This is a genomic window from Sphingomonas sp. LC-1, from assembly GCF_025371035.1.
Lineage (GTDB): Bacteria > Pseudomonadota > Alphaproteobacteria > Sphingomonadales > Sphingomonadaceae > Sphingomonas > Sphingomonas sanguinis_E.
This window is the reverse complement of sequence record NZ_JANZXB010000007.1, coordinates 89,538-106,854: the sequence shown is the minus strand read 5'-3', so window position 1 is coordinate 106,854 and position 17,317 is coordinate 89,538. Positions and strand designations below refer to the sequence as shown.

General features: G+C 68.1%; 15 protein-coding genes and 1 riboswitch. Of the genes, 7 read left to right on the top strand and 8 right to left on the bottom strand.

The window, feature by feature from the left end:
- Positions 1-6 precede the first annotated feature (6 nt).
- From NZL82_RS11555 to NZL82_RS11545, 3 genes are read left to right on the top strand one after another with little or no spacing between them, the layout of a single operon-like run.
- Positions 7-996: an aminotransferase class I/II-fold pyridoxal phosphate-dependent enzyme gene (locus tag NZL82_RS11555; RefSeq protein ID WP_314732888.1), complete on the top strand. Its 990-nt coding sequence runs from the start codon at positions 7-9 to the stop codon at positions 994-996.
- Positions 989-1,927: an adenosylcobinamide-phosphate synthase CbiB gene (gene cbiB / locus NZL82_RS11550; protein WP_261269904.1), complete on the top strand. Its 939-nt coding sequence runs from the start codon at positions 989-991 to the stop codon at positions 1,925-1,927. Before NZL82_RS11555 ends, cbiB begins: the two co-directional genes overlap by 8 nt.
- A complete protein-coding gene (locus tag NZL82_RS11545; protein ID WP_261269903.1) occupies positions 1,915-3,369 on the top strand; it encodes a cobyric acid synthase in 1,455 nt (484 codons plus the stop codon). The genes cbiB and NZL82_RS11545 overlap by 13 nt, the downstream gene beginning before the upstream one ends.
- Here the strand turns inward: NZL82_RS11545 and cobS are convergent.
- The 6 genes from cobS to NZL82_RS11515 all read right to left on the bottom strand — a co-directional run bounded on the left by cobS (position 3,354) and on the right by NZL82_RS11515 (position 11,863).
- A complete protein-coding gene (gene cobS / locus NZL82_RS11540) occupies positions 3,354-4,070 on the bottom strand; it encodes an adenosylcobinamide-GDP ribazoletransferase (RefSeq protein WP_261269902.1) in 717 nt (238 codons plus the stop codon). The two genes, NZL82_RS11545 and cobS, sit on opposite strands and share 16 nt — an antisense overlap.
- Positions 4,067-4,624: a histidine phosphatase family protein gene (locus NZL82_RS11535; RefSeq protein WP_261269901.1), complete on the bottom strand. Its 558-nt coding sequence runs from the start codon at positions 4,622-4,624 to the stop codon at positions 4,067-4,069. Before NZL82_RS11535 ends, cobS begins: the two co-directional genes overlap by 4 nt.
- Entirely contained in the window at positions 4,621-5,631 is a 1,011-nt protein-coding gene (gene cobT, locus NZL82_RS11530; protein ID WP_261269900.1) for a nicotinate-nucleotide--dimethylbenzimidazole phosphoribosyltransferase, read from the bottom strand. The genes NZL82_RS11535 and cobT overlap by 4 nt, the downstream gene beginning before the upstream one ends.
- Positions 5,628-6,035 (bottom strand): DUF1636 domain-containing protein, encoded by a 408-nt coding sequence (locus NZL82_RS11525; protein WP_261269899.1) that lies wholly within the window; start codon positions 6,033-6,035, stop codon positions 5,628-5,630. The genes cobT and NZL82_RS11525 overlap by 4 nt, the downstream gene beginning before the upstream one ends.
- 91 nt (positions 6,036-6,126) lie before the next feature.
- A riboswitch (cobalamin riboswitch) is annotated at positions 6,127-6,314 on the bottom strand.
- Between the two features lie 171 nt (positions 6,315-6,485).
- A complete protein-coding gene (locus NZL82_RS11520) occupies positions 6,486-8,753 on the bottom strand; it encodes a S9 family peptidase (protein WP_261269898.1) in 2,268 nt (755 codons plus the stop codon).
- Positions 8,750-11,863 (bottom strand): glycoside hydrolase family 2 TIM barrel-domain containing protein, encoded by a 3,114-nt coding sequence (locus NZL82_RS11515; protein ID WP_261269897.1) that lies wholly within the window; start codon positions 11,861-11,863, stop codon positions 8,750-8,752. Before NZL82_RS11515 ends, NZL82_RS11520 begins: the two co-directional genes overlap by 4 nt.
- A 137-nt stretch (positions 11,864-12,000) precedes the next feature.
- Here NZL82_RS11515 and NZL82_RS11510 point away from each other — a divergent pair, with 137 nt between their 5' ends.
- The 4 genes from NZL82_RS11510 to NZL82_RS11495 all read left to right on the top strand — a co-directional run bounded on the left by NZL82_RS11510 (position 12,001) and on the right by NZL82_RS11495 (position 14,339).
- Positions 12,001-12,444: a MerC domain-containing protein gene (locus tag NZL82_RS11510; protein ID WP_261269896.1), complete on the top strand. Its 444-nt coding sequence runs from the start codon at positions 12,001-12,003 to the stop codon at positions 12,442-12,444.
- Between the two features lie 113 nt (positions 12,445-12,557).
- Entirely contained in the window at positions 12,558-13,457 is a 900-nt protein-coding gene (locus NZL82_RS11505) for an ROK family protein (RefSeq protein WP_261269895.1), read from the top strand.
- Positions 13,458-13,530: 73 nt separating this feature from the next.
- Positions 13,531-14,091: a glycoside hydrolase family 108 protein gene (locus NZL82_RS11500; protein WP_261269894.1), complete on the top strand. Its 561-nt coding sequence runs from the start codon at positions 13,531-13,533 to the stop codon at positions 14,089-14,091.
- Positions 14,088-14,339: a holin family protein gene (locus tag NZL82_RS11495; RefSeq protein WP_261269893.1), complete on the top strand. Its 252-nt coding sequence runs from the start codon at positions 14,088-14,090 to the stop codon at positions 14,337-14,339. The genes NZL82_RS11500 and NZL82_RS11495 overlap by 4 nt, the downstream gene beginning before the upstream one ends.
- On the opposite strand, the gene NZL82_RS11490 is transcribed toward NZL82_RS11495, so the two are convergent.
- Positions 14,333-15,577 (bottom strand): aspartyl protease family protein, encoded by a 1,245-nt coding sequence (locus tag NZL82_RS11490; RefSeq protein WP_261269892.1) that lies wholly within the window; start codon positions 15,575-15,577, stop codon positions 14,333-14,335. The two genes, NZL82_RS11495 and NZL82_RS11490, sit on opposite strands and share 7 nt — an antisense overlap.
- Positions 15,578-15,734: 157 nt before the next feature.
- Positions 15,735-17,261, bottom strand: coding sequence for a CpaF family protein (locus NZL82_RS11485; RefSeq protein WP_261270020.1), 1,527 nt, complete (start codon positions 17,259-17,261; stop codon positions 15,735-15,737).
- Positions 17,262-17,317: the final 56 nt, after the last annotated feature.

Sequence of the window (17,317 nt, the reverse complement as noted above, 5' to 3'; positions counted from 1 at the left end):
CGGGCTGTGACGCAAGCGGAAATGGGTGCGCTGACCCATCATGGCGGGCGGATCGATGCGGCCAGGGCGATGTTTCCGCACGCGCCCGAACCGTGGCTCGATCTGTCGACGGGGATTAATCCGGTGGCGTGGCAGCCGACCGCCGCGCTGGCGGTCGATGCCGGGCCCTTGCCCGATCGCAGTGCACTCGCCCGGCTGGAGGCATTGGCGGCGGCGCATTTTGGTGTCGCGTCCGAACGCGTGGCGGCGGTGCCGGGAAGCGAGATGGCGCTGCGTCTCCTGCCGCTGCTGGGTATCGCCCAGCCGATCGTTGCGGTCCGGCCGAGTTACGGCACCCACGATGCGATCGCGACGATGCGGGTCGATCACGCCGCGCTGGAGGAGTGGAAGGGGCAGTCGGGAAGCCTGCTGATCGCCAATCCCAACAATCCCGACGGCGTCCATCGCTCGTGCGATCAGTTGGCGCGCCTGGCCGAGGCGCAAGCCCGTGCGGGCGGCTGGCTGATCCTGGACGAAGCCTTTGCCGATGCGATGCCGGGGCCCGGCTTTGCGGGCGGTGAGCGGATCGTCGTGCTGCGGTCGTTCGGCAAGTTCTTCGGGCTGGCGGGGGTTCGGCTGGGCTTCGTCATCGCCAAGCCGGACATGCTGTCGCGGCTTCGCCTGTTGCTGGGCGACTGGCCGGTATCGAGCCATGCCATCGCTTGGGGCAGCGCGGCCTATGCCGATCGCGCATGGATCGCGGCGACCCGCATCGCGATGGCCGAGCGGGCGGCGGCGCTGGACGCGGTGCTGGCGCGCCATGGTCTGATCGCAAAAGGAGACTGTCCGCTGTTCCGCATGGTCGAGACGCCGGTGGCGGCCAGTCTGTTCGCCCGACTGGCGGCGGCGGGAATATTGGTTCGGCCCTTCGCCGACGCGCCCGAGCGGTTGCGGTTCGGCGTGCCCGAGGCGGCGGACGATCTCGCCCGGCTGGACGAGGCGTTGCGACATGGCTGATCCCGTCGCGCTGCTCGCGCTGGCGCTCGACGCCGCGATCGGTTGGCCCGACCGGCTTTACGCGCGGGTCGGGCATCCGGTGGGGGCGTTTGCCCGCTTCCTGAATGTCGCGGAGCGGCTCGGCAACCGGCCGGAGTGGCCCCAGGGCGTGCGGCGGGGTCTGGGCGTCCTGACCATCCTGCTTCTAATCGCGCTGACCGGCGCGGCGGCATGGTGGCTCGACCGGGAATCGCATCTGTTGTTCGGACGCTGGGGCTGGATCGCCAGTGCCGTCCTCGCCTGGCCCGCCTTGGCGCAGCGCAGCCTCTATCTTCATGTCCGCCCGGTGGCCGACGCGCTGATGCGCGGCGACCTTCCCGCCGCTCGCGCCCTGGTCGCGCGGGTCGTGGGGCGCGATACGCAGCGGCTGGATCAGGCGGGCGTCGCGCGCGCCGCGATCGAGACGCTGGCGGAGAGCTTTTGCGACGGGATCGTCGCGCCGCTGTTCTGGTTGCTGCTGCTCGGACTGCCGGGGGTGTGGATGTACAAGGCGATCAACACCGCCGACAGCATGATCGGGCATAAGGAGCCACGCTGGCGCGCGTTCGGCTGGGCGGCGGCGCGGATCGATGACGGCGCGAACTGGATACCGGCGCGGATCGCCGGGTTGCTGGTCTGTGTGGCGGGCGCGGGCGGCTGGGCGGTAATGAAGCGCGATGCGCGCGCCCATGCCTCGCCCAATGCGGGCTGGCCTGAGGCGGCGATGGCAGGGGCGCTGGGCGTCGCGCTGGCGGGGCCGGTCGCCTATGACGGCGTGACCCAGATCAAGCCGTGGATCGGGCGCGAAGGGCGTATGGCGGCGCCGAACGACATCGTCACTGCGCTGCAAATCTATGCGCGCGCCTGCCTGCTTCTTTGGCTGATCGCGGGGGGTGTTGCGTGGCTGGCGTGATGATTCAGGGCACCGGCTCGGACGTGGGCAAATCGGTGCTGGTCGCGGGGCTGTGCCGGGCCTTCGCCAATCGCGGCCTTCGCGTCCGCCCTTTCAAGCCGCAGAATATGAGCAACAATGCCGCCGCGACCCCCGATGGCGGTGAGATTGGGCGGGCGCAGGCGACCCAGGCCTTCGCGGCGCGGGTCGAGCCGCATGTCGACATGAATCCGGTGCTGCTCAAGCCGCAGGGCGACCGCACCTCGCAACTGATCGTGCGCGGGCAGGTGCGGGGGATGCTGCCCGCGTCGAAATGGCGCGAAGGGCGGATCGGGCTGCTGCCCGAAGTGGTGGAATGCTACCGGCGACTGGAGGCGGAGTGCGACCTCGTCATCGTCGAGGGTGCGGGGTCGCCTGCCGAGGTCAATCTGCGCAGCGGCGACATTGCCAATATGGGCTTTGCGCGCGCGGCCAACGTCCCGGTGGTGCTGGCCGGAGACATCGACCGGGGCGGGGTGATCGCGTCGCTGGTGGGAACCAGGGCGGTGATCGAACCGGCCGATGCCGCGATGATCCGGGGCTTTCTGGTCAACAAGTTTCGCGGCGACCCGGCGCTGTTCGCCGATGGCATGGCCCTGATCGCCCGGCATACCGGCTGGCATTCGCTGGGGCTGATACCCTGGCTGGCCGACGCGGCACGTCTGCCCAGCGAGGATGCAGTGATCCTGGAACGGGCGAAGGCGGGGGCCGGGGGGCGGGTGGTGATCGCCTGTCCGATCACCCCGCGTATCGCCAATTTCGACGATCTCGATCCCCTGCGCCTGGAGCCGATGGTCGATCTGGTGATGGTCCGCCCCGGCCAGCCCCTACCCGATGCCGCGATGATCGTGCTGGCGGGGTCCAAGGCGACCATCGCCGACCTTGCCTTCATCCGCGAGCAGGGCTGGCATATCGATATCGCCGCGCATCATCGGCGCGGCCGGCCGGTGCTGGGGCTATGCGGCGGATACCAGATGCTGGGCCGATTGGTCGCCGATCCGGATGGAATCGAGGGACCGGCGGGCAGCGTCGAAGGGCTGGGGCTGCTCGATGTCGAGACCGTGTTGACCGGCGAAAAGACGGTACGGCCGGTGACGGGCGAAGCCTTGGGCGCATCCTTTTCCGGTTACGAAATCCATCTCGGCCGGACCAGGGGCCCGGATGCCGCGCGTCCCGTGGGGCACCTCGCCGACGGGCGGCCCGAGGGCGCGATGAGCGCCGACGGCCTCGTCGCGGGAAGCTATATCCATGGCCTGTTGGGGGAGGCGGGGCAGCGGGCGGCATGGCTGTCGCGGATCGGCGTGGCGGGGCAGGGCCCGGATCACCGCGCCGATGTGGACGCTGCGTTGGATGCGATCGCCGCCGTGCTGGAAGCGCATGTCGATTGCGACGCGCTGCTGCGGATCGCTCAGGGAGCGGCGTAGAGCAGCGCGGCAACCAGCAGGCCCGTCTCGGTCAGTTCGATCCCCGCACCATGGACATCGCCGGTCACGCCACCGACACGACGCCGGAACCAGGCGGCCAGCACGATGATCGCGATCGGCCCCAAGATGAGCGGCGGATAGAGCGGCACGAGCGCTATCGCGACGATCGCCCAAAGTCCCAGATCGACCGGGCGCACCGCCCGTGCCACCATCGCGCCCAGGCCACCCTGCCGCAACGGTGGCAGGATGCGCGCCCAGACCAATGGCCCGATCCGCGCCACCGCCGGAACCAGCGCGATCATCGCCCAGTCCCCCGGTCGCACGCCATGCAGCAGCACCAGCTTGGCGAGCAGTTGCATCACCAGCGCGATGGTGCCGAAGCTGCCGATATGCGGATCGGCCATCACCGACAGCAGCCGCGTGCGATCGCCATGCGCCGCGCCCAGCCCGTCGGCGAGATCGGCCAGCCCATCCAGATGCAGCGCCCCGGTCGCCCAGACCCAGGCCCCCAGCGCGGCCAGCGCCCCGATCCAGGGATCGACCCGTCCGCCCAGCCAGCCCGCGCCCGCCACGATCACGCCGATCATAAGTCCCGCCAGCGGATAAAGCCGGATGGCGCGGGCGAAATCCGCCTCGTCCGCCTCGACACGCGGCATGGGCAGCCGGGTCAGGAAGCCAAGCGCGACGATCAGCGTCTTCATGCTGTGGCCAACCCTGTCACCTGCGCGGTGCGGGGGTCTCCGTCCCACACCTCCAGCGTCACCAGGCTGGCATAGGGCAGGGCGAAGGACCAGACGGCCCTTGCGTCGAACCCGCACAGCACATGCAGCGCCGCGCGCATCGCCCCGCCATGGGTCACGATCAGCGTGGGTTCGGGGGACAGCGCCATCAGGGCGGCGCGAACCCGCGCGACCAGATCGGACCAGCGCTCGCCGCCCGGCGGGGGTGCCGCATCGGGGTCTTCCCAGAACCGCCCGAGCGCGTCCCCATCGATCGCGTCCGGGGCCAGCCCGTCCCATTCCCCGAAATCCAGCTCCCGCCAGCGCGGATCGATCTCGGTCGGGCCCATCGCTTCGGCACAGGCGCGCGCGCGCGACAGGTCCGAACTGATGCGCCGTGCCACCGGCACTTGGGCAGCCCGTGCCAGACAGGCCGCAATGCCGCGTTCCGTCACCGGGCAGTCGGTGCGCCCCAGCATCCGCCCCGTCAGCTCGGGCTCGCCATGCCGGAGCAGATGGAGGCGGAAGGCGGTCACGCGGTGGCGACCCCGGCCTCGGCAAAGGTCGCCATGCCGTCATGCGCTGCGATCGCCGCACGGATGATCTGCACCGCCACCGCCGCACCGCTGCCTTCGCCCAGCCGCATGTTCAGCGACAGGATCGGCTCCAGACCCAGCCGCGACAGCAGCAGGGCGTGGCCCGGCTCGGCCGAGCAATGTCCGGCCAGGCAGTGGTCGGCGATGGCCGGATCGGCCATGGCGAGCGGCGCGATCGCCGCGGTGCCGATGAACCCGTCAATCACCACAGGCACGCGCCGGGCTCGTGCCGCCAGCACCGCACCCGCCATCGCCGCAATCTCCCGCCCGCCCAGTCGGCGGAGGATTTCGAACGCGCTGGTCAGATGCGCGCGGTGCAGCGTCAACCCATCGGTCACGGCCGCTGTCTTGCGCGACAGGCCTTCCCCATCGACGCCGGTGCCGGGGCCCACCCAAAGGGCCGCTGCACCCCCGAAACTGGCGGCTGCCAGAGCGGCGGCGGGGGTGGTATTGCCGATGCCCATCTCCCCCAGCACCAGCAGGTCGGCATCGCCCAGCGCTTCGGCGCCGGCAGACAGGGCGGCGAGGCATTCCGCCTCGCTCATCGCGGGTGCGGTGGTGAAGTCGGCGGTCGGGCGGTCCAGGTCGAGCGGGACCACCGACAATTCCAGCCCGGCCGCGGCGGCCAGCGCATTGATCGCCGCACCCCCGGCGGCGAAATTGGCGACCATCTGCGCCGTCACCTCGGCCGGAAAGGCGCTGACCCCGCGTGCGACGACGCCGTGATTTCCCGCGAAGATCACCGCGCGGCCGCGCTCGATCCGGGGGCGCTCGACGCCTTGCCACCCGGCGAGGAAGATGGCGATGTCCTCCAGGCGGCCCAGCGAGCCGGGAGGCTTGGTCAACTGGCCCTGCCGCCGCATGGCGGCCTCGCGCGCGGCGGTATCGGGACGGGACAGATCGGCCAGCGCGGCCTCGAACGCGGCGATCGTGGGGAAGGCGGTCATTCGACGACGAATCCTTCGGGCGGCGTGCGGGTCAGGAAATGGCCCTTCACCCCTTGCGGCCATTGCTTGTACGGCACCTGTCCCCAGTCGCTGTCGGCATAGGCGCGCGCATAGTCCAGGATCGCACGCGCGGCCTCCTCGTCCGGAGCGAATTTGCCCATCACATAGCCGACCTTGCCGGGGCAGCGAAGATGGACCGTGCAGAAGGACTGGCAGGCAAAGAGGCAGGGCATCTCCTCGACCGCCACATCCGCATAGGCCGGGTCGGAGGCTTTCACCGCGCGCAACGCCTCGACCAGCAGCGCGCCGCCGCGCTTGCCGTCTTCATTTTCGCGCGCGTCGTCGGACAGGCGACAGGTGTTGCAGGCGACCACGGCGGGGCCGTTCGCGGCGGGTTTCAGCATGAACAGGGCTCGGTCATCGGGGCATGTCTCCACAAAGGCGCTGTCGTCGCGCGAGGGGATAGCCCCGTCCGCCCGGTACATCCTGACCGGCCGAAAGACGACCGCGACGGGCAGGTCTCCTGGCTCGCGGGTCGGTGCCGGTCCGCCGCCTTCTCGGGAACAGGCCCCCAATGGCGTGATGGCGGATGGCTCGCCGCTTACAGTTGCAGGGGCAGCCGGGGCGTCACACCCCATTCCCTTTTCATCCCCCGAAGGGGAACCTGTCGCAGGGCGAGCGATAGGCGCGGGGAGGGCGAGAGGCAACACTGCTATTCCCTTCCCAACCCCCGCCGCCCGCCCCGGCGGAGGCCGGGGCCCAATTGCCGTGACGTTCGTGGGGCGCCTGATGGAATGCCGAAACTGGATCCCGGCCTTCGCCGGGGTGGTGCTATTGTGGCTGAGGGAAGGGTGCTATTCCTCGCCGCGCAACGCCTTCAGGAAAAAGGCATATTGCCGCCGCATCGCATAGGCCACCGGGCCGGTGCTGCGCCCGGCGGTATGCTCGCCGCCGGGGATGACCAGCAGGTCGAAATCCTTGTCCGCCTTGATCAGCGCATCGACTACCTGGGTCGTGCTGGCGGGATCGACATTGGAGTCCTGTTCGCCGACGACCAGCATCAGCTTGCCCTGCAACTGCTGCGCATGGACCACGCTCGAGGCGTCGAGATAGCTCTGGTCGACCGGATAGCCGAGCCATTGTTCGTTCCAGTCGATCTTGTCCATCCGGTTGTCGAAACACCCGGCATAGGCGACCCCGGCCTTGTAGAAATCTGGGTGGAACAGCAGTGCGTTCAGCGTGCTCTGCCCGCCCGCCGAGCCGCCATAGATGCCGACACGGGAAATATCGACGGCGGGGTCCCTGGCCGCCAGCGCCTTCATCCAGGCGATCCGGTCGGGAAAACCGCTATCGGCGAGGTTCTTCCATGCGACATCGTGAAAGGCCTTGGAGCGGTTGGCGGTGCCCATGCCGTCGATCATCACGACGATGAAGCCCAGATCGGCGAGCTGCTGCATCCCCATGACCTTGTCGCCGCCCGAGAAGCCGCCGAACGGCCAGAATGCCTTGGGCACGAAGCTGTCATGCGGCCCGGCATAGATGTTCTCGATCACCGGATAATGTTTGGCGGGGTCGTAATCGCGCGGGCGGACGACTAGGCCGTAGATATCGGTGCTGCCGTCGCGGCCCTTGGCGGTGAAGCGCTCCGGCGGGCGGAACCCGGCGGCGGTCAGCGCGGTGATGTCGCCCTTTTCCAGCGTCTGGATCAGCCGCCCGTCGCGCGCGTCGTGCAGTTCCATCGTCTCCGGCAGGTCGGTGCGGGAATAGACGTCGACATAGGTCGTCATGTCGGGGGAGAAGCGGACCTCGTGCGTCGCATTCTCCTGGGTCAGCCGGATGAGGTTGCGGCCGTCGAAATCGACCCGGAACCATTGCTTGTAATAAGGATCTTCGCCGGGCACGAAGCCGCTAGCGGAGAACCAGATCTGGCGCTTGTCGTCATCGACCTTCGCGATGTCGCGGACGATCCATTGGCCCTTGGTGATCTGGCGAACGATCCGGCCGGTCGTGCCGTCGATCATATAGAGATGCCGCCAGCCGTCCCGCTCCGACGACCAGAGAATCTCGCGGCCCATATCCTTTAAGTCGTGCGACCAGATGCGGTCGCGAAAGACGAAGGTCTTCGCGGTTTCGGTCACGGCGGCATGCGCCTTGCCGGTGTCGGCATCGACCGCGATGATCTTCGCCTCGCCGAAGCCGCGCTTCAGATCGTCGAAGGCGAAGCTCCTGCCATCGGCCCGCCAGGCCGGAGCTGACAGGGTATAGGCATTTGCGAACAGCGACGGGTCGATCTCGGTCCGCTTGCCGTCGGCGACGCGGAACAGGACGGGTGCCTCTTGATCCACCGCATCGCCGGGCTTGGGATAGAGTTGCTGCACGACCTCGGGCTGGACCTTGCCCGGCGGGGCGGCGAGGACACGGGTGACCATGCGGGGATAGCCGGGGCGGACGCGCTGGAGCGCGATATGCCGGCCGTCCGGGCTCCAGGCGATCGTCTCGGGATCGTAGAAATTGGCGGGGCTGCCGTCCTGGGACCGCCACAATTCCTTGCCGCCCCCGGCCTCCCGCACGACCAGATTGTCGTCGAGGACCAGCGCCTCCAGCCTGCCGTCGGGCGAGAGGCGGGGATGGTTGCCGGCGGGCACGCGCAAGTCGCGCACCACGCCGAAGCCGCGCGGGCGGCCGGGGTTTTCCGGCGGGACGACGGTACAGGCGGGCCGGGCAAGGACGCAGCGATAGGTGGCGCCGTCCTCATAGCCGATGCTGAAGGTGATCGCCGAACGGTCGGGCGTATAGGAGAAATGATCGAAGGGCAGGCGGAGCGGTGTGATCGGCTTGCCCATGATTCTGGCCAATGCGGGGGCGAGCGCAGCAGCGTCGAAGGCGGGGGCCTTGGCGTGGCTGGTCGCGTCCACATCGACGAAGGCGAAACCGTCCGCCACCGTCTTGCGATAATGGAAATGCCGTCCGTCCGCGTCCCACTCGGCGGGGGAGGCGATGTCGTGGGTCAGCCATTGCCATTGCTCGCGAAGGGCCAGCGACCTGGCGATACGGTCGGGCACGCCCTGCGCGGCGACCGGACCGGCGGCGAGCAACAGCGAAAGGGTCAGCAGGGTCTTCAACGGGCCGCTCCGATGGTGAAGCTGTAGGTCAGGGGCTGGAGCGGAATGCGGTACGGCATGTGCGCACGGCCATCGAGGTTCCAGCCGGTATCGCCGCCCACCCCCGCCTGCGCGGCGTCGATCAGCAGCGTGCCGTCGCCATGCGGGCGGATGTCCGAGCTATGCGCCTGGGACGGCGGCTTCATCGCCAGGTCGGCATAGGGGAAGGGCAGGGCGTTGACCGAAAGCGGCTGCGCCCCCGTCACGCGAAGCCCGACCCCAGTGCCGGTGAGCTGCAGCCAGCGCACATCGGTCTTGTTGCCGCTCTCCTGCGGCCGGGCATAGTCGTGATACTGGTCGGCCAGCGCCTCGCTCCAGCGGGCGATCATCGCGCCGGTCTTGCGGTCGGCATAGCTTTCCCACGGGCCGCGTCCGAACCAGCTGACCTGGGTGAATTGCTGCCCCGGCGTCGCGAAGGCGAGGCCGACGCGCAAGGGATCGGGCAGCGTCGCGCGCAGCGGCGTGAAGCGGACGGTCGCCGTCGCATTGCCGTCCGGCGCTATGGTCCAGCGGGTCTGCATTTTGACCGATCCGACGCCCATGTCGTGATCCACGACGATGGCATCGCCCTCGCGCCGGATCGCGTCGAGGCGGCGATGCTCAGAGAAATATTGCCACATCGCATGGCTCTTGGGCACGCCCGCGCCCACGTCATTGTCGGTCGGCGCGCGGGTGAAGTCGGGGGTGCCGCCGGTCAGCAGCGTCTTGCCGCCCCGCGCATAACGCCGGACGAGCCCGGTCGTCCGGTCGATCTCCAGCACGGCATCGCCCGCCGCCAGCGTCATCGCATCGGCGCTTTCCTGCGGCGGGACCGACCCGGCGGGTATGGCGGCGAAGACCGGGCCGGTCAGCGCGAACTGGTCCCAGCCGACGACATGGCCCGCGGGCAGCGGCGGGATCGCCCCCGCTTTGGTCCGCGCGCGCAGGATCAGCGAACGCTCGGCCGAGGCATCCCTGGGCGCGGGCAGGGTGAAGGACAGGGGCGCGCTGACCCCCGCCGCCACGGACGGCGTGGCGATGCTGCCGCGGGCCGTCTCGACGCCATTCTCCAGCATCGTCCAGTCCAGCGTGAAGCGCGACAGGTCGATATGGTCGTGGCGGTTGACCACCTGCCACCCGCCGTCCTTGTGGGTGAAGCTGATCGGCGACTGGACATGCGCCATCTCGTAATATTCGGGGTCGGGGGTCCGGTCCGACTGGATCACGCCGTCGCCGACCGGGCTGTCGTCGCCGTGCAGCCCGGCATCCTTGGGATCGGGATCATAGTCCAGGCCCTGCCCCCAATAGGGGCGGCCGTCCTTGTCCTTCAAGATCATCGTCTGGTCGACCCAATCCCAGACGAAGCCGCCCTGGAGCTTGGGATATTTGCGGAACACGTCCCAATAGCCCTGGAAGTCGCCCAGGCTGTTGCCCATCGCATGGGCATATTCGCACAGGATCAGCGGCTGGGTGAATTCTGGCCGCTGGGCATAGTCGGCCAGCTTCTCGACATCGTCATACATGGGCGCGAAGATGTCGACATAGGCATTGGTCGGATGCCGCCAGCCGCTCATGCTGTAACCCAGGAAGTTGATCAGCCGGGTCTTGTCGTGCTGGCGGATCCATTTCGCCGCCGCCTCAAAATTGGGGCCGACGCCGCTTTCATTGCCCAGCGACCAGAAGATGATCGAGGGGTGGTTGCGATCGCGCTCGACCATCCGCTGCACCCGGTCGAGATGCGCCGCCGCCCATTCGGGCTTGTGCCCCAGGTTGAGCGTCGGATCGCCCTTTTCCTGGGTGAGGCTCAAGTAACCATGGCTCTCGATATTGGCCTCGTCCATCACGTACAGGCCATATTCGTCGGCCAGGTCGTACCAGCGCGGATCATTGGGATAGTGCGAGGTGCGGACCGCGTTGATATTGGCGGCCTTCATCAGCTCGATATCCTTCCGCATCGTCTCTTCGGACACGATGCGGAAGGTGTGCGGGTCATGCTCGTGCCGGTTGACGCCGCGGATCATGATCCGCTTGCCGTTCACCCGCACCTCGCCGCCCGCAACCTCGACGGTGCGGAAGCCGATGCGGCGGCTGGTCGCCTCGATCAGCTTGCCCTTCGCGTCGACCAGTTCGACCAGCAGCGTGTAGAGGTTGGGGTCCTCGGCGCTCCACGTCTTCACCGCCGGAACCTCGGCGGCGATCGTCGCGGTCGTGCCGGTCGGCGTCGCGGTCCGGGTCAGCACGACCCGCTTGCCGTCGAGCAGCGTGGCGCGCACCGAGGTCCCCTGCGCCGCGCCCGCCAGGTCGATCGCGGCCGACAGCGTCCCGTCGCGATAGTCATGGGTCAGCCCGGCATCGATCGCCAGATCGCGGATATGCGTCTGCGGCGCGGCATAGAGGGTGATCGACCGCTCGATCCCGTTGACCCGCCAGAAATCCTGATCCTCGAGGTAGCTGCCGTCCGAATGGCGATAGAGCTCTATCGCGATGGTGTTCTTGCCCGGCTTCGCGGCCCGGCTGATGTCGAATTCGGTGGGGAGCTTCGAGTCTTCGGAATAGCCAATCTTCTCGCCGTTGACCCAGAGATAATAGGCTGCCCCCGCCGCGCCGATGTTGAGGAGCAGGCGGCGTACGGCGAAATGCGCCGGAACGGTAAAGTCGCGGCGATAGGAAGCGACCTCGTTCAGCCGATGCTCGATAAGGGGTTCGTTGCGCGGAAAGGGATAGCCGCTGCCGACAAAGACCGGGCGGCTCAGCCCCTGGGCCTGGAGGATGCCGGGAACCGCCACGTCGCGCCATTTCGACACGTCGCGGGCGGGATCCTCGAAGCCGACGGGTCGCGCCTCGGGATTGGGCGACATCTGCACCTTCCACGTCCCATCGAGCGACAGGTGATAGCGCGACCGGGTGACGTCGCCCACCAGAGCGGCCGCGCGCGTCTCGAACCCGGCGAAGCTCGTGTGCATCGGTTCCGCACCGATCCGGTCGATGGCGGGATTTTCCCACTCAAGGCGTGGCGACGGCGTTTGTGCCAGCGCGGTGCTGGCCATCATGGCCGAAAGGCTGGTCCACAAAGCCCATCGCGTCATTGCCATATCACGTCACTCCTCAGCCCGTCCAGCCATGCTAGATTATACGGAATACAATTTAAAGTCGGGCGCTGTCGATTTGGTCTTGAGATTTATGATATAGAGTATCATTTGCGAAAAGGGGCGTGACGAAAGGCTATATGATGGTTGATCAGAATGACGGCGACCTGCCGACACTGGGCCTGACGCCTTATGCCGCGCCGCGCCATGCCGGCGGGGTGGGGCTGGATCGACTGGCCATTTCCGCGTCGTCCCTGTGCCTGGTCCATTGCCTGCTGTTCCCAATCCTGATCGCGTTCCTTCCCTCGATCGCGGCATGGGCCGATCTGGGGGAGAAATTCCACATCGTCATGCTGGCGATCGCGATACCGCTGAGCGGGACCGCGCTGCTGCGGGGGTTGAGACGTCATGGGCATCGCGGTCCCATGACGTGGGGGCTTATCGGCTTGGGCCTGTTGATGCTGGGTGTCGTGTTCGAGACCAGTATGGCGGGCACCGCCCTGACCGTCGCGGGCGGGATTGTGCTGGCGGTCGCGCATGTCCTGAATCTGCGGGCCGATCGGCTGGCCGCGCTGAGCGCCTTGTAAGGAATCGACACACCCGCCAGTCGCGCTTTTTGCATCCCCGCTCTTGACCCGGACGCGCGGTTTCGCGCAGGCGCAGCCATCCAAAGCGCAACAATATCTGGCGGGAGAATGGAATGACCGAGGCACATGATCGGATCGTCGCGGGTGTCGAACTGGGCGGTACGAAATCGATTGTGCTGATCGGGCGCGGGCGGGACATTCTGGTGTCCGAACGCCTGCCCACCACCACCCCCGCCGTTACCCTGGCCGCACTGGCGCAGCGTCTGGGCGAATGGCGCGAGCAGTATAAGCCCGAGGCGTTGGGCATCGGCAGCTTCGGTCCGATCGCGCTCGACAAGAGCGGCATGGATTATGGCCATATGCTCGCCACGCCCAAGCCCGGCTGGGCGGGCGCGGACGTGGTCGGCGCGTTGGCCGAGGGCTTTGGCGAGCGGGTCGCTATCCATACCGACGTGACCGGCGCGGCGCTGGCCGAGGGGCAGTGGGGCGCGGCGCGTGGGCTGGCCGACCATATCTATGTCACGGTCGGCACCGGGGTCGGCATGGGCATCATCGTCAATGGCCAGCCGGTGTCGGGCCGGATGCACCCGGAGGCGGGGCATGTCCGCGTCCGCCGTGTCGCGGGCGATGATTTCGCCGGGGCCTGCCCCTTTCATGGCGATTGCCTGGAAGGCCTGGTCGCGGGTCCCGCGATTGCAGCGCGCGCCGGCCGTCCGGCGCAGGAACTGGATGCCGATCACCCCGCCTGGGCCTTTGTCGCCGATGCGCTGGCGGAGAGCTTTGCCGGACTGTTCCTGACGCTCGCTTGTGGGCGCATCGTGATCGGCGGCGGCGTGGGTGTGGGCCAGCCGCATCTGCTCGACATGGTCCGCCGGGCGACGGTCGAGAAGCTGTCGGGCTATCTGCCCTTCGTCGACGCAGCGCAAGTCGCCAACCGGATCGTGCACGCGCAACTGGGCGATCAGGCGGGGCCGCTCGGCACGTTGGCGCTCGCCCGCAGCGTGCTGGCCTAAGCCGCCTTCGCGAAATCGCTGTCCTACAGCGAACCGATATGGTTCACCCTCTTCGGCAATGGGGAGGATGGACATGGGGGCATGGACGGATGCGGCGGGGGTCGAGGCGCTGATCGCGCAGGTGATCGCGCGCGAGGGGGATTATAGCGACCATCCGGCCGATCGCGGCGGGGAGACCCGCTTCGGCATTACCCAGGCGATGGCGCGGGCGGACGGCTATGACGGGCCGATGCGCCGCCTGCCGCTGTCGCGCGCGGAGTCGATCTATCGCCGGCTCTACTGGATCGCGCCGGGCTTCGACCAGGTGGCCGAACGGGCCCCGCGTCTGGCGGAGGAACTGTTCGATACCGGCGTCAATATGGGCCCGGCGGTGGCGACCGGCTTCCTGCAACGCGCGCTCAATGCGCTCAATCGCGGCGGTCGCGATTATGGCGACCTGACGCCGGACGGGCGGATCGGCCCTGCCACGCTGGCGGCGCTGGAGGCGTTCCTGCGGCATCGCGGACCGCCGGGCGAAATGGTGTTGCTGAAAGCCGTGGAGGCCTTGCAGGGCGAACGCTATCTGACTCTGGCGGAGCGGCGGCCCGCCAATGAGGCGTTCCTCTATGGCTGGCTGGCGGATCGCCTGTCGTGACGGCGGAGGAAAGCACCGATGCCTGGACGCGGCGCGCGCGCCCGACCTTTCTCTATGTCATGTATGCGCTGCTGCTCTGGAGCATCCCGATGGGCGTGCTCGCCGGGTTTCGCCCGTCCATGGCGGCGGCGATGATCCGGGGCATGGCGCAATATCTCGCCGCCATACCCGAGCCGCTCTACGCGCTCTTCGGGACCGGCTATCTCGGCTATACCGTCGCGCGCGAATGGGGAAAGCGGCGTCAGTAGAAGCGGGCGAGGGTCAGCTTTCGGTCTTGCCCGTCGCAGGTGCGCAAGGTGACCATGGTACCCGGCTTGCCCACGGTCCAGCGGGCCATCGGGCTGCTGACATAGTCATGGGGGATGGGCTGTCCGTCGATGGCGCAGATCGTATCGCCTTCGCGCCAGCCGCCCTTGTCGGCAGGGCCGCCGCGCATGACGTGCAGGACGCGCAACCGGTCGCTCGCCACGCCGAGCAACAGCCCGACCGTCGAGCGAAGCGCCGGGTCGTCGGCATGCGGGCCCGGAGACAGGATCATCCGCCCCGCGCCGGGATCGAGCAGCACGCGATAGCGCTGGAGGAAACCGGACCCGATCCGTCCGGCCGCGCCGACAGACTCGCTGAAACCCTGGGCCGGTTCGATCCGCACCTCGACCTCATGCGCGGTCAGCGTGCCCAGCCTGACGCTAGGCACGATCGCCAGATCGTTGACCGACGGCCCCGCCAGGCCGAAGCCGATGGCGGTGGTGGTGGGCAGCGAGTTGAGCTTCGCCGCACGCCATCCAGCCTGCGTCACCGTCAGTGCGGAGCCGTCCCCGGTATCGACGATGACCGGCGACAGCCGCGCCGCGCCCAGCCCGACCACGCTTTCATAGACGCGCCGTTCTGGCGAGATGACCAGCGGCGCGGTCGCACCGGTGAACGGCATCCGGCCCGACGCGATCAGGCGGAAACGCTTGGCCGCATAGTCGATGTCGAGCGCGTGGTCGGCCAGCAGGTCGCGCCCGACCAGCAGGTCCACCGCAGTCGCATCCCCGGTCGCCAGCGCGGGCAGGGGGGCGACCGCGACGCCGCCACCCTTTCGGCTGAGCCCGCCAAGCGCCACGGTACGGGTCGGCATCCACCCGATCGCCACCGCTCCGCCGATCGCGCTCGCCTGTCCGCCCGGGCGAACCCGGCCCTTCGCCGCGACCGGCGAGCTTTGCGACAGCAAGGTGAAGCTGACCCCGGTATCGAGGATGGCGGTGACGCTTTGCCCGTCGATGGTCATGGCGAACCGGATCTGGTTGCCCGGGGTCAGTTGAAACGGGATCCAGCGATCCTCGGCATCGGGGGCGAGCGTCATCACGCCGGGATCGCGCGCGGCGGCGTTAACGACGTCCTCCTCGGGTGCGGTGGCGGGCCTGTCCGTATGGGACGCCAGCGGGGCCATCACCGCGGCGGCCAGCAACAGGGGAATGGGGAGCAGATAGATCGGACGACGCATCACGACCGAACGCCTAGCCGAAGCGGAAGCTGCGCGCGCGGCAAATCGGCGGGACGTGGGCGGCGTCTATGCCATGTCCGCGATGCGCGGCCCGCCCTTGCCGGGAAGCGATGCTTTGGCGTCAGGGCACGCATGCCGCTGTCGGGCCGACATGGATTTACAGACACGCCTCCAGGAGCGCCTTGTCGAATCCGAACTGCTTGGCCTTGTCCAGCGTATAAGGCCGCAGACCCGCCGAGCGATATTCGCCGATGATCTTGCCGTCGGTTCCTTCGTCCAGATATTCGAAGCTGAACAGCTCCTGCGTGATGATCACCGGCCCTTCCATACCGATGACCTCGGTGATGTTGGTCACGCGGCGGCTGCCGTCGCGAAGGCGTTTGACCTGGATGACCATGTCCACCGAATCGGCGATCTGGCGGCTGATCGCCTCCTTGGGCACCTTGATGTCCGACATCATCACCATATTCTCCATGCGGGCCAGCGCCTCGCGCGGGGAGTTGGAGTGGAGCGTGCACATCGATCCGTCATGGCCGGTGTTCATCGCCGCCAGCATGTCGAAACATTCCGAACCACGGATTTCGCCCAGGATGATCCGGTCGGGCCGCATACGCAGCGCGTTCTTCACCAGATCGCGGATGCTGATCTCGCCCTGACCCTCCAGATTGGCGGGCCGGGTTTCCAGCGGAAGCCAGTGCGGCTGTTGCAGGCGAAGCTCGGCGGCGTCCTCGATGGTCAGCACACGCTCGCCCGGGTCGATCATCTTGGACAAAGCGTTGAGCATCGTCGTCTTGCCCGAGCCGGTGCCCCCCGAAATGACGATGTTGAACCGCGACGCGCCTGCGATCTTCAGCAGCGTCGCCATGTCCTGGCTCATCGATCCACCCGCCGCCATCATGTCGAGCGTGATCGGCTTGGCGGAGAATTTGCGGATCGAGATGGCGGTGCCGCGCAAGCTCAGCGGCGGCACGATCACGTTGACGCGGCTGCCGTCCTTCAGCCGTGCGTCGGCCAGCGGCGTGGTCTGGTCGACGCGGCGGCCGACCGAATTGACGATACGCTGCGCGACCTGGAACAGATGCTCCTCGTCGCGGAACCGGATATTGGCGAGTTCGAGCCGGCCCTTTCGCTCGACATAGGTCTGCTCGGGGCCGTTGACCATGATGTCGGTGACGTCGGTATCGGCGAGCAGTTCCTCCAGCGGACCCAGGCCCAGCAACTCGTCGACCAGCACCTTTTCCAGTGCGAACTGCTCGCGCCGGTTTAGCGTCAGCTTCAGTTCGGCCAGCACCTCGCCGATGATCGGGCGGAATTCCTCGGCCAGTTCGTCCTTGCCCAGTGTCGCGGCCGCTTCGGGATCGACTCGTTCGAGCAGGCGGGGAAGCACCTGTTCCTTGATCCGGTGGATCGACGCCTCGAAACCCTCGCCGCGGGCCGGCGTCGCCTCGACGGCGGCGGCCTGGCGGTCGGCCAGCCGTTGCATCGCATCGGCCGCGGTGACGGGCGCCGCGATTTCCGCGCCGGCCAGCGCACTGAGCGGAGGGAATTGCTGACCGCCCGGACCGGGCACCTCGCTTTCGGGGCGGGGAGCGGGGCCGGGACCATGCATCGGCCGCGCGACGCCAAAGGCCGGACGGCTTCCCGGCGTGGCACCCAAACCCTGACGACGACCAAAGGCACTCATCGCGCAATTTCCCATGACATGCGGCCATTCCGTAAATGCCAACATTTACCATAAGC

Bases quoted from the DNA above. Each gene is read 5' to 3' on its own strand.
- cbiB (WP_261269904.1), top strand. From the start codon at position 989: ATGGCTGATCCCGTCGCGCTGCTCGCGCTGGCGCTCGACGCCGCGATC.
- cobS (WP_261269902.1), bottom strand. From the start codon at position 4,070: ATGAAGACGCTGATCGTCGCGCTTGGCTTCCTGACCCGGCTGCCCATG.
- cobT (WP_261269900.1), bottom strand. From the start codon at position 5,631: ATGACCGCCTTCCCCACGATCGCCGCGTTCGAGGCCGCGCTGGCCGAT.
- NZL82_RS11525 (WP_261269899.1), bottom strand. From the start codon at position 6,035: ATGCTGAAACCCGCCGCGAACGGCCCCGCCGTGGTCGCCTGCAACACC.
- NZL82_RS11515 (WP_261269897.1), bottom strand. From the start codon at position 11,863: ATGGCAATGACGCGATGGGCTTTGTGGACCAGCCTTTCGGCCATGATG.
- NZL82_RS11510 (WP_261269896.1), top strand. From the start codon at position 12,001: ATGGTTGATCAGAATGACGGCGACCTGCCGACACTGGGCCTGACGCCT.
- NZL82_RS11505 (WP_261269895.1), top strand. From the start codon at position 12,558: ATGACCGAGGCACATGATCGGATCGTCGCGGGTGTCGAACTGGGCGGT.
- NZL82_RS11500 (WP_261269894.1), top strand. From the start codon at position 13,531: ATGGGGGCATGGACGGATGCGGCGGGGGTCGAGGCGCTGATCGCGCAG.
- NZL82_RS11490 (WP_261269892.1), bottom strand. From the start codon at position 15,577: ATGCGTCGTCCGATCTATCTGCTCCCCATTCCCCTGTTGCTGGCCGCC.
- NZL82_RS11485 (WP_261270020.1), bottom strand. From the start codon at position 17,261: ATGAGTGCCTTTGGTCGTCGTCAGGGTTTGGGTGCCACGCCGGGAAGC.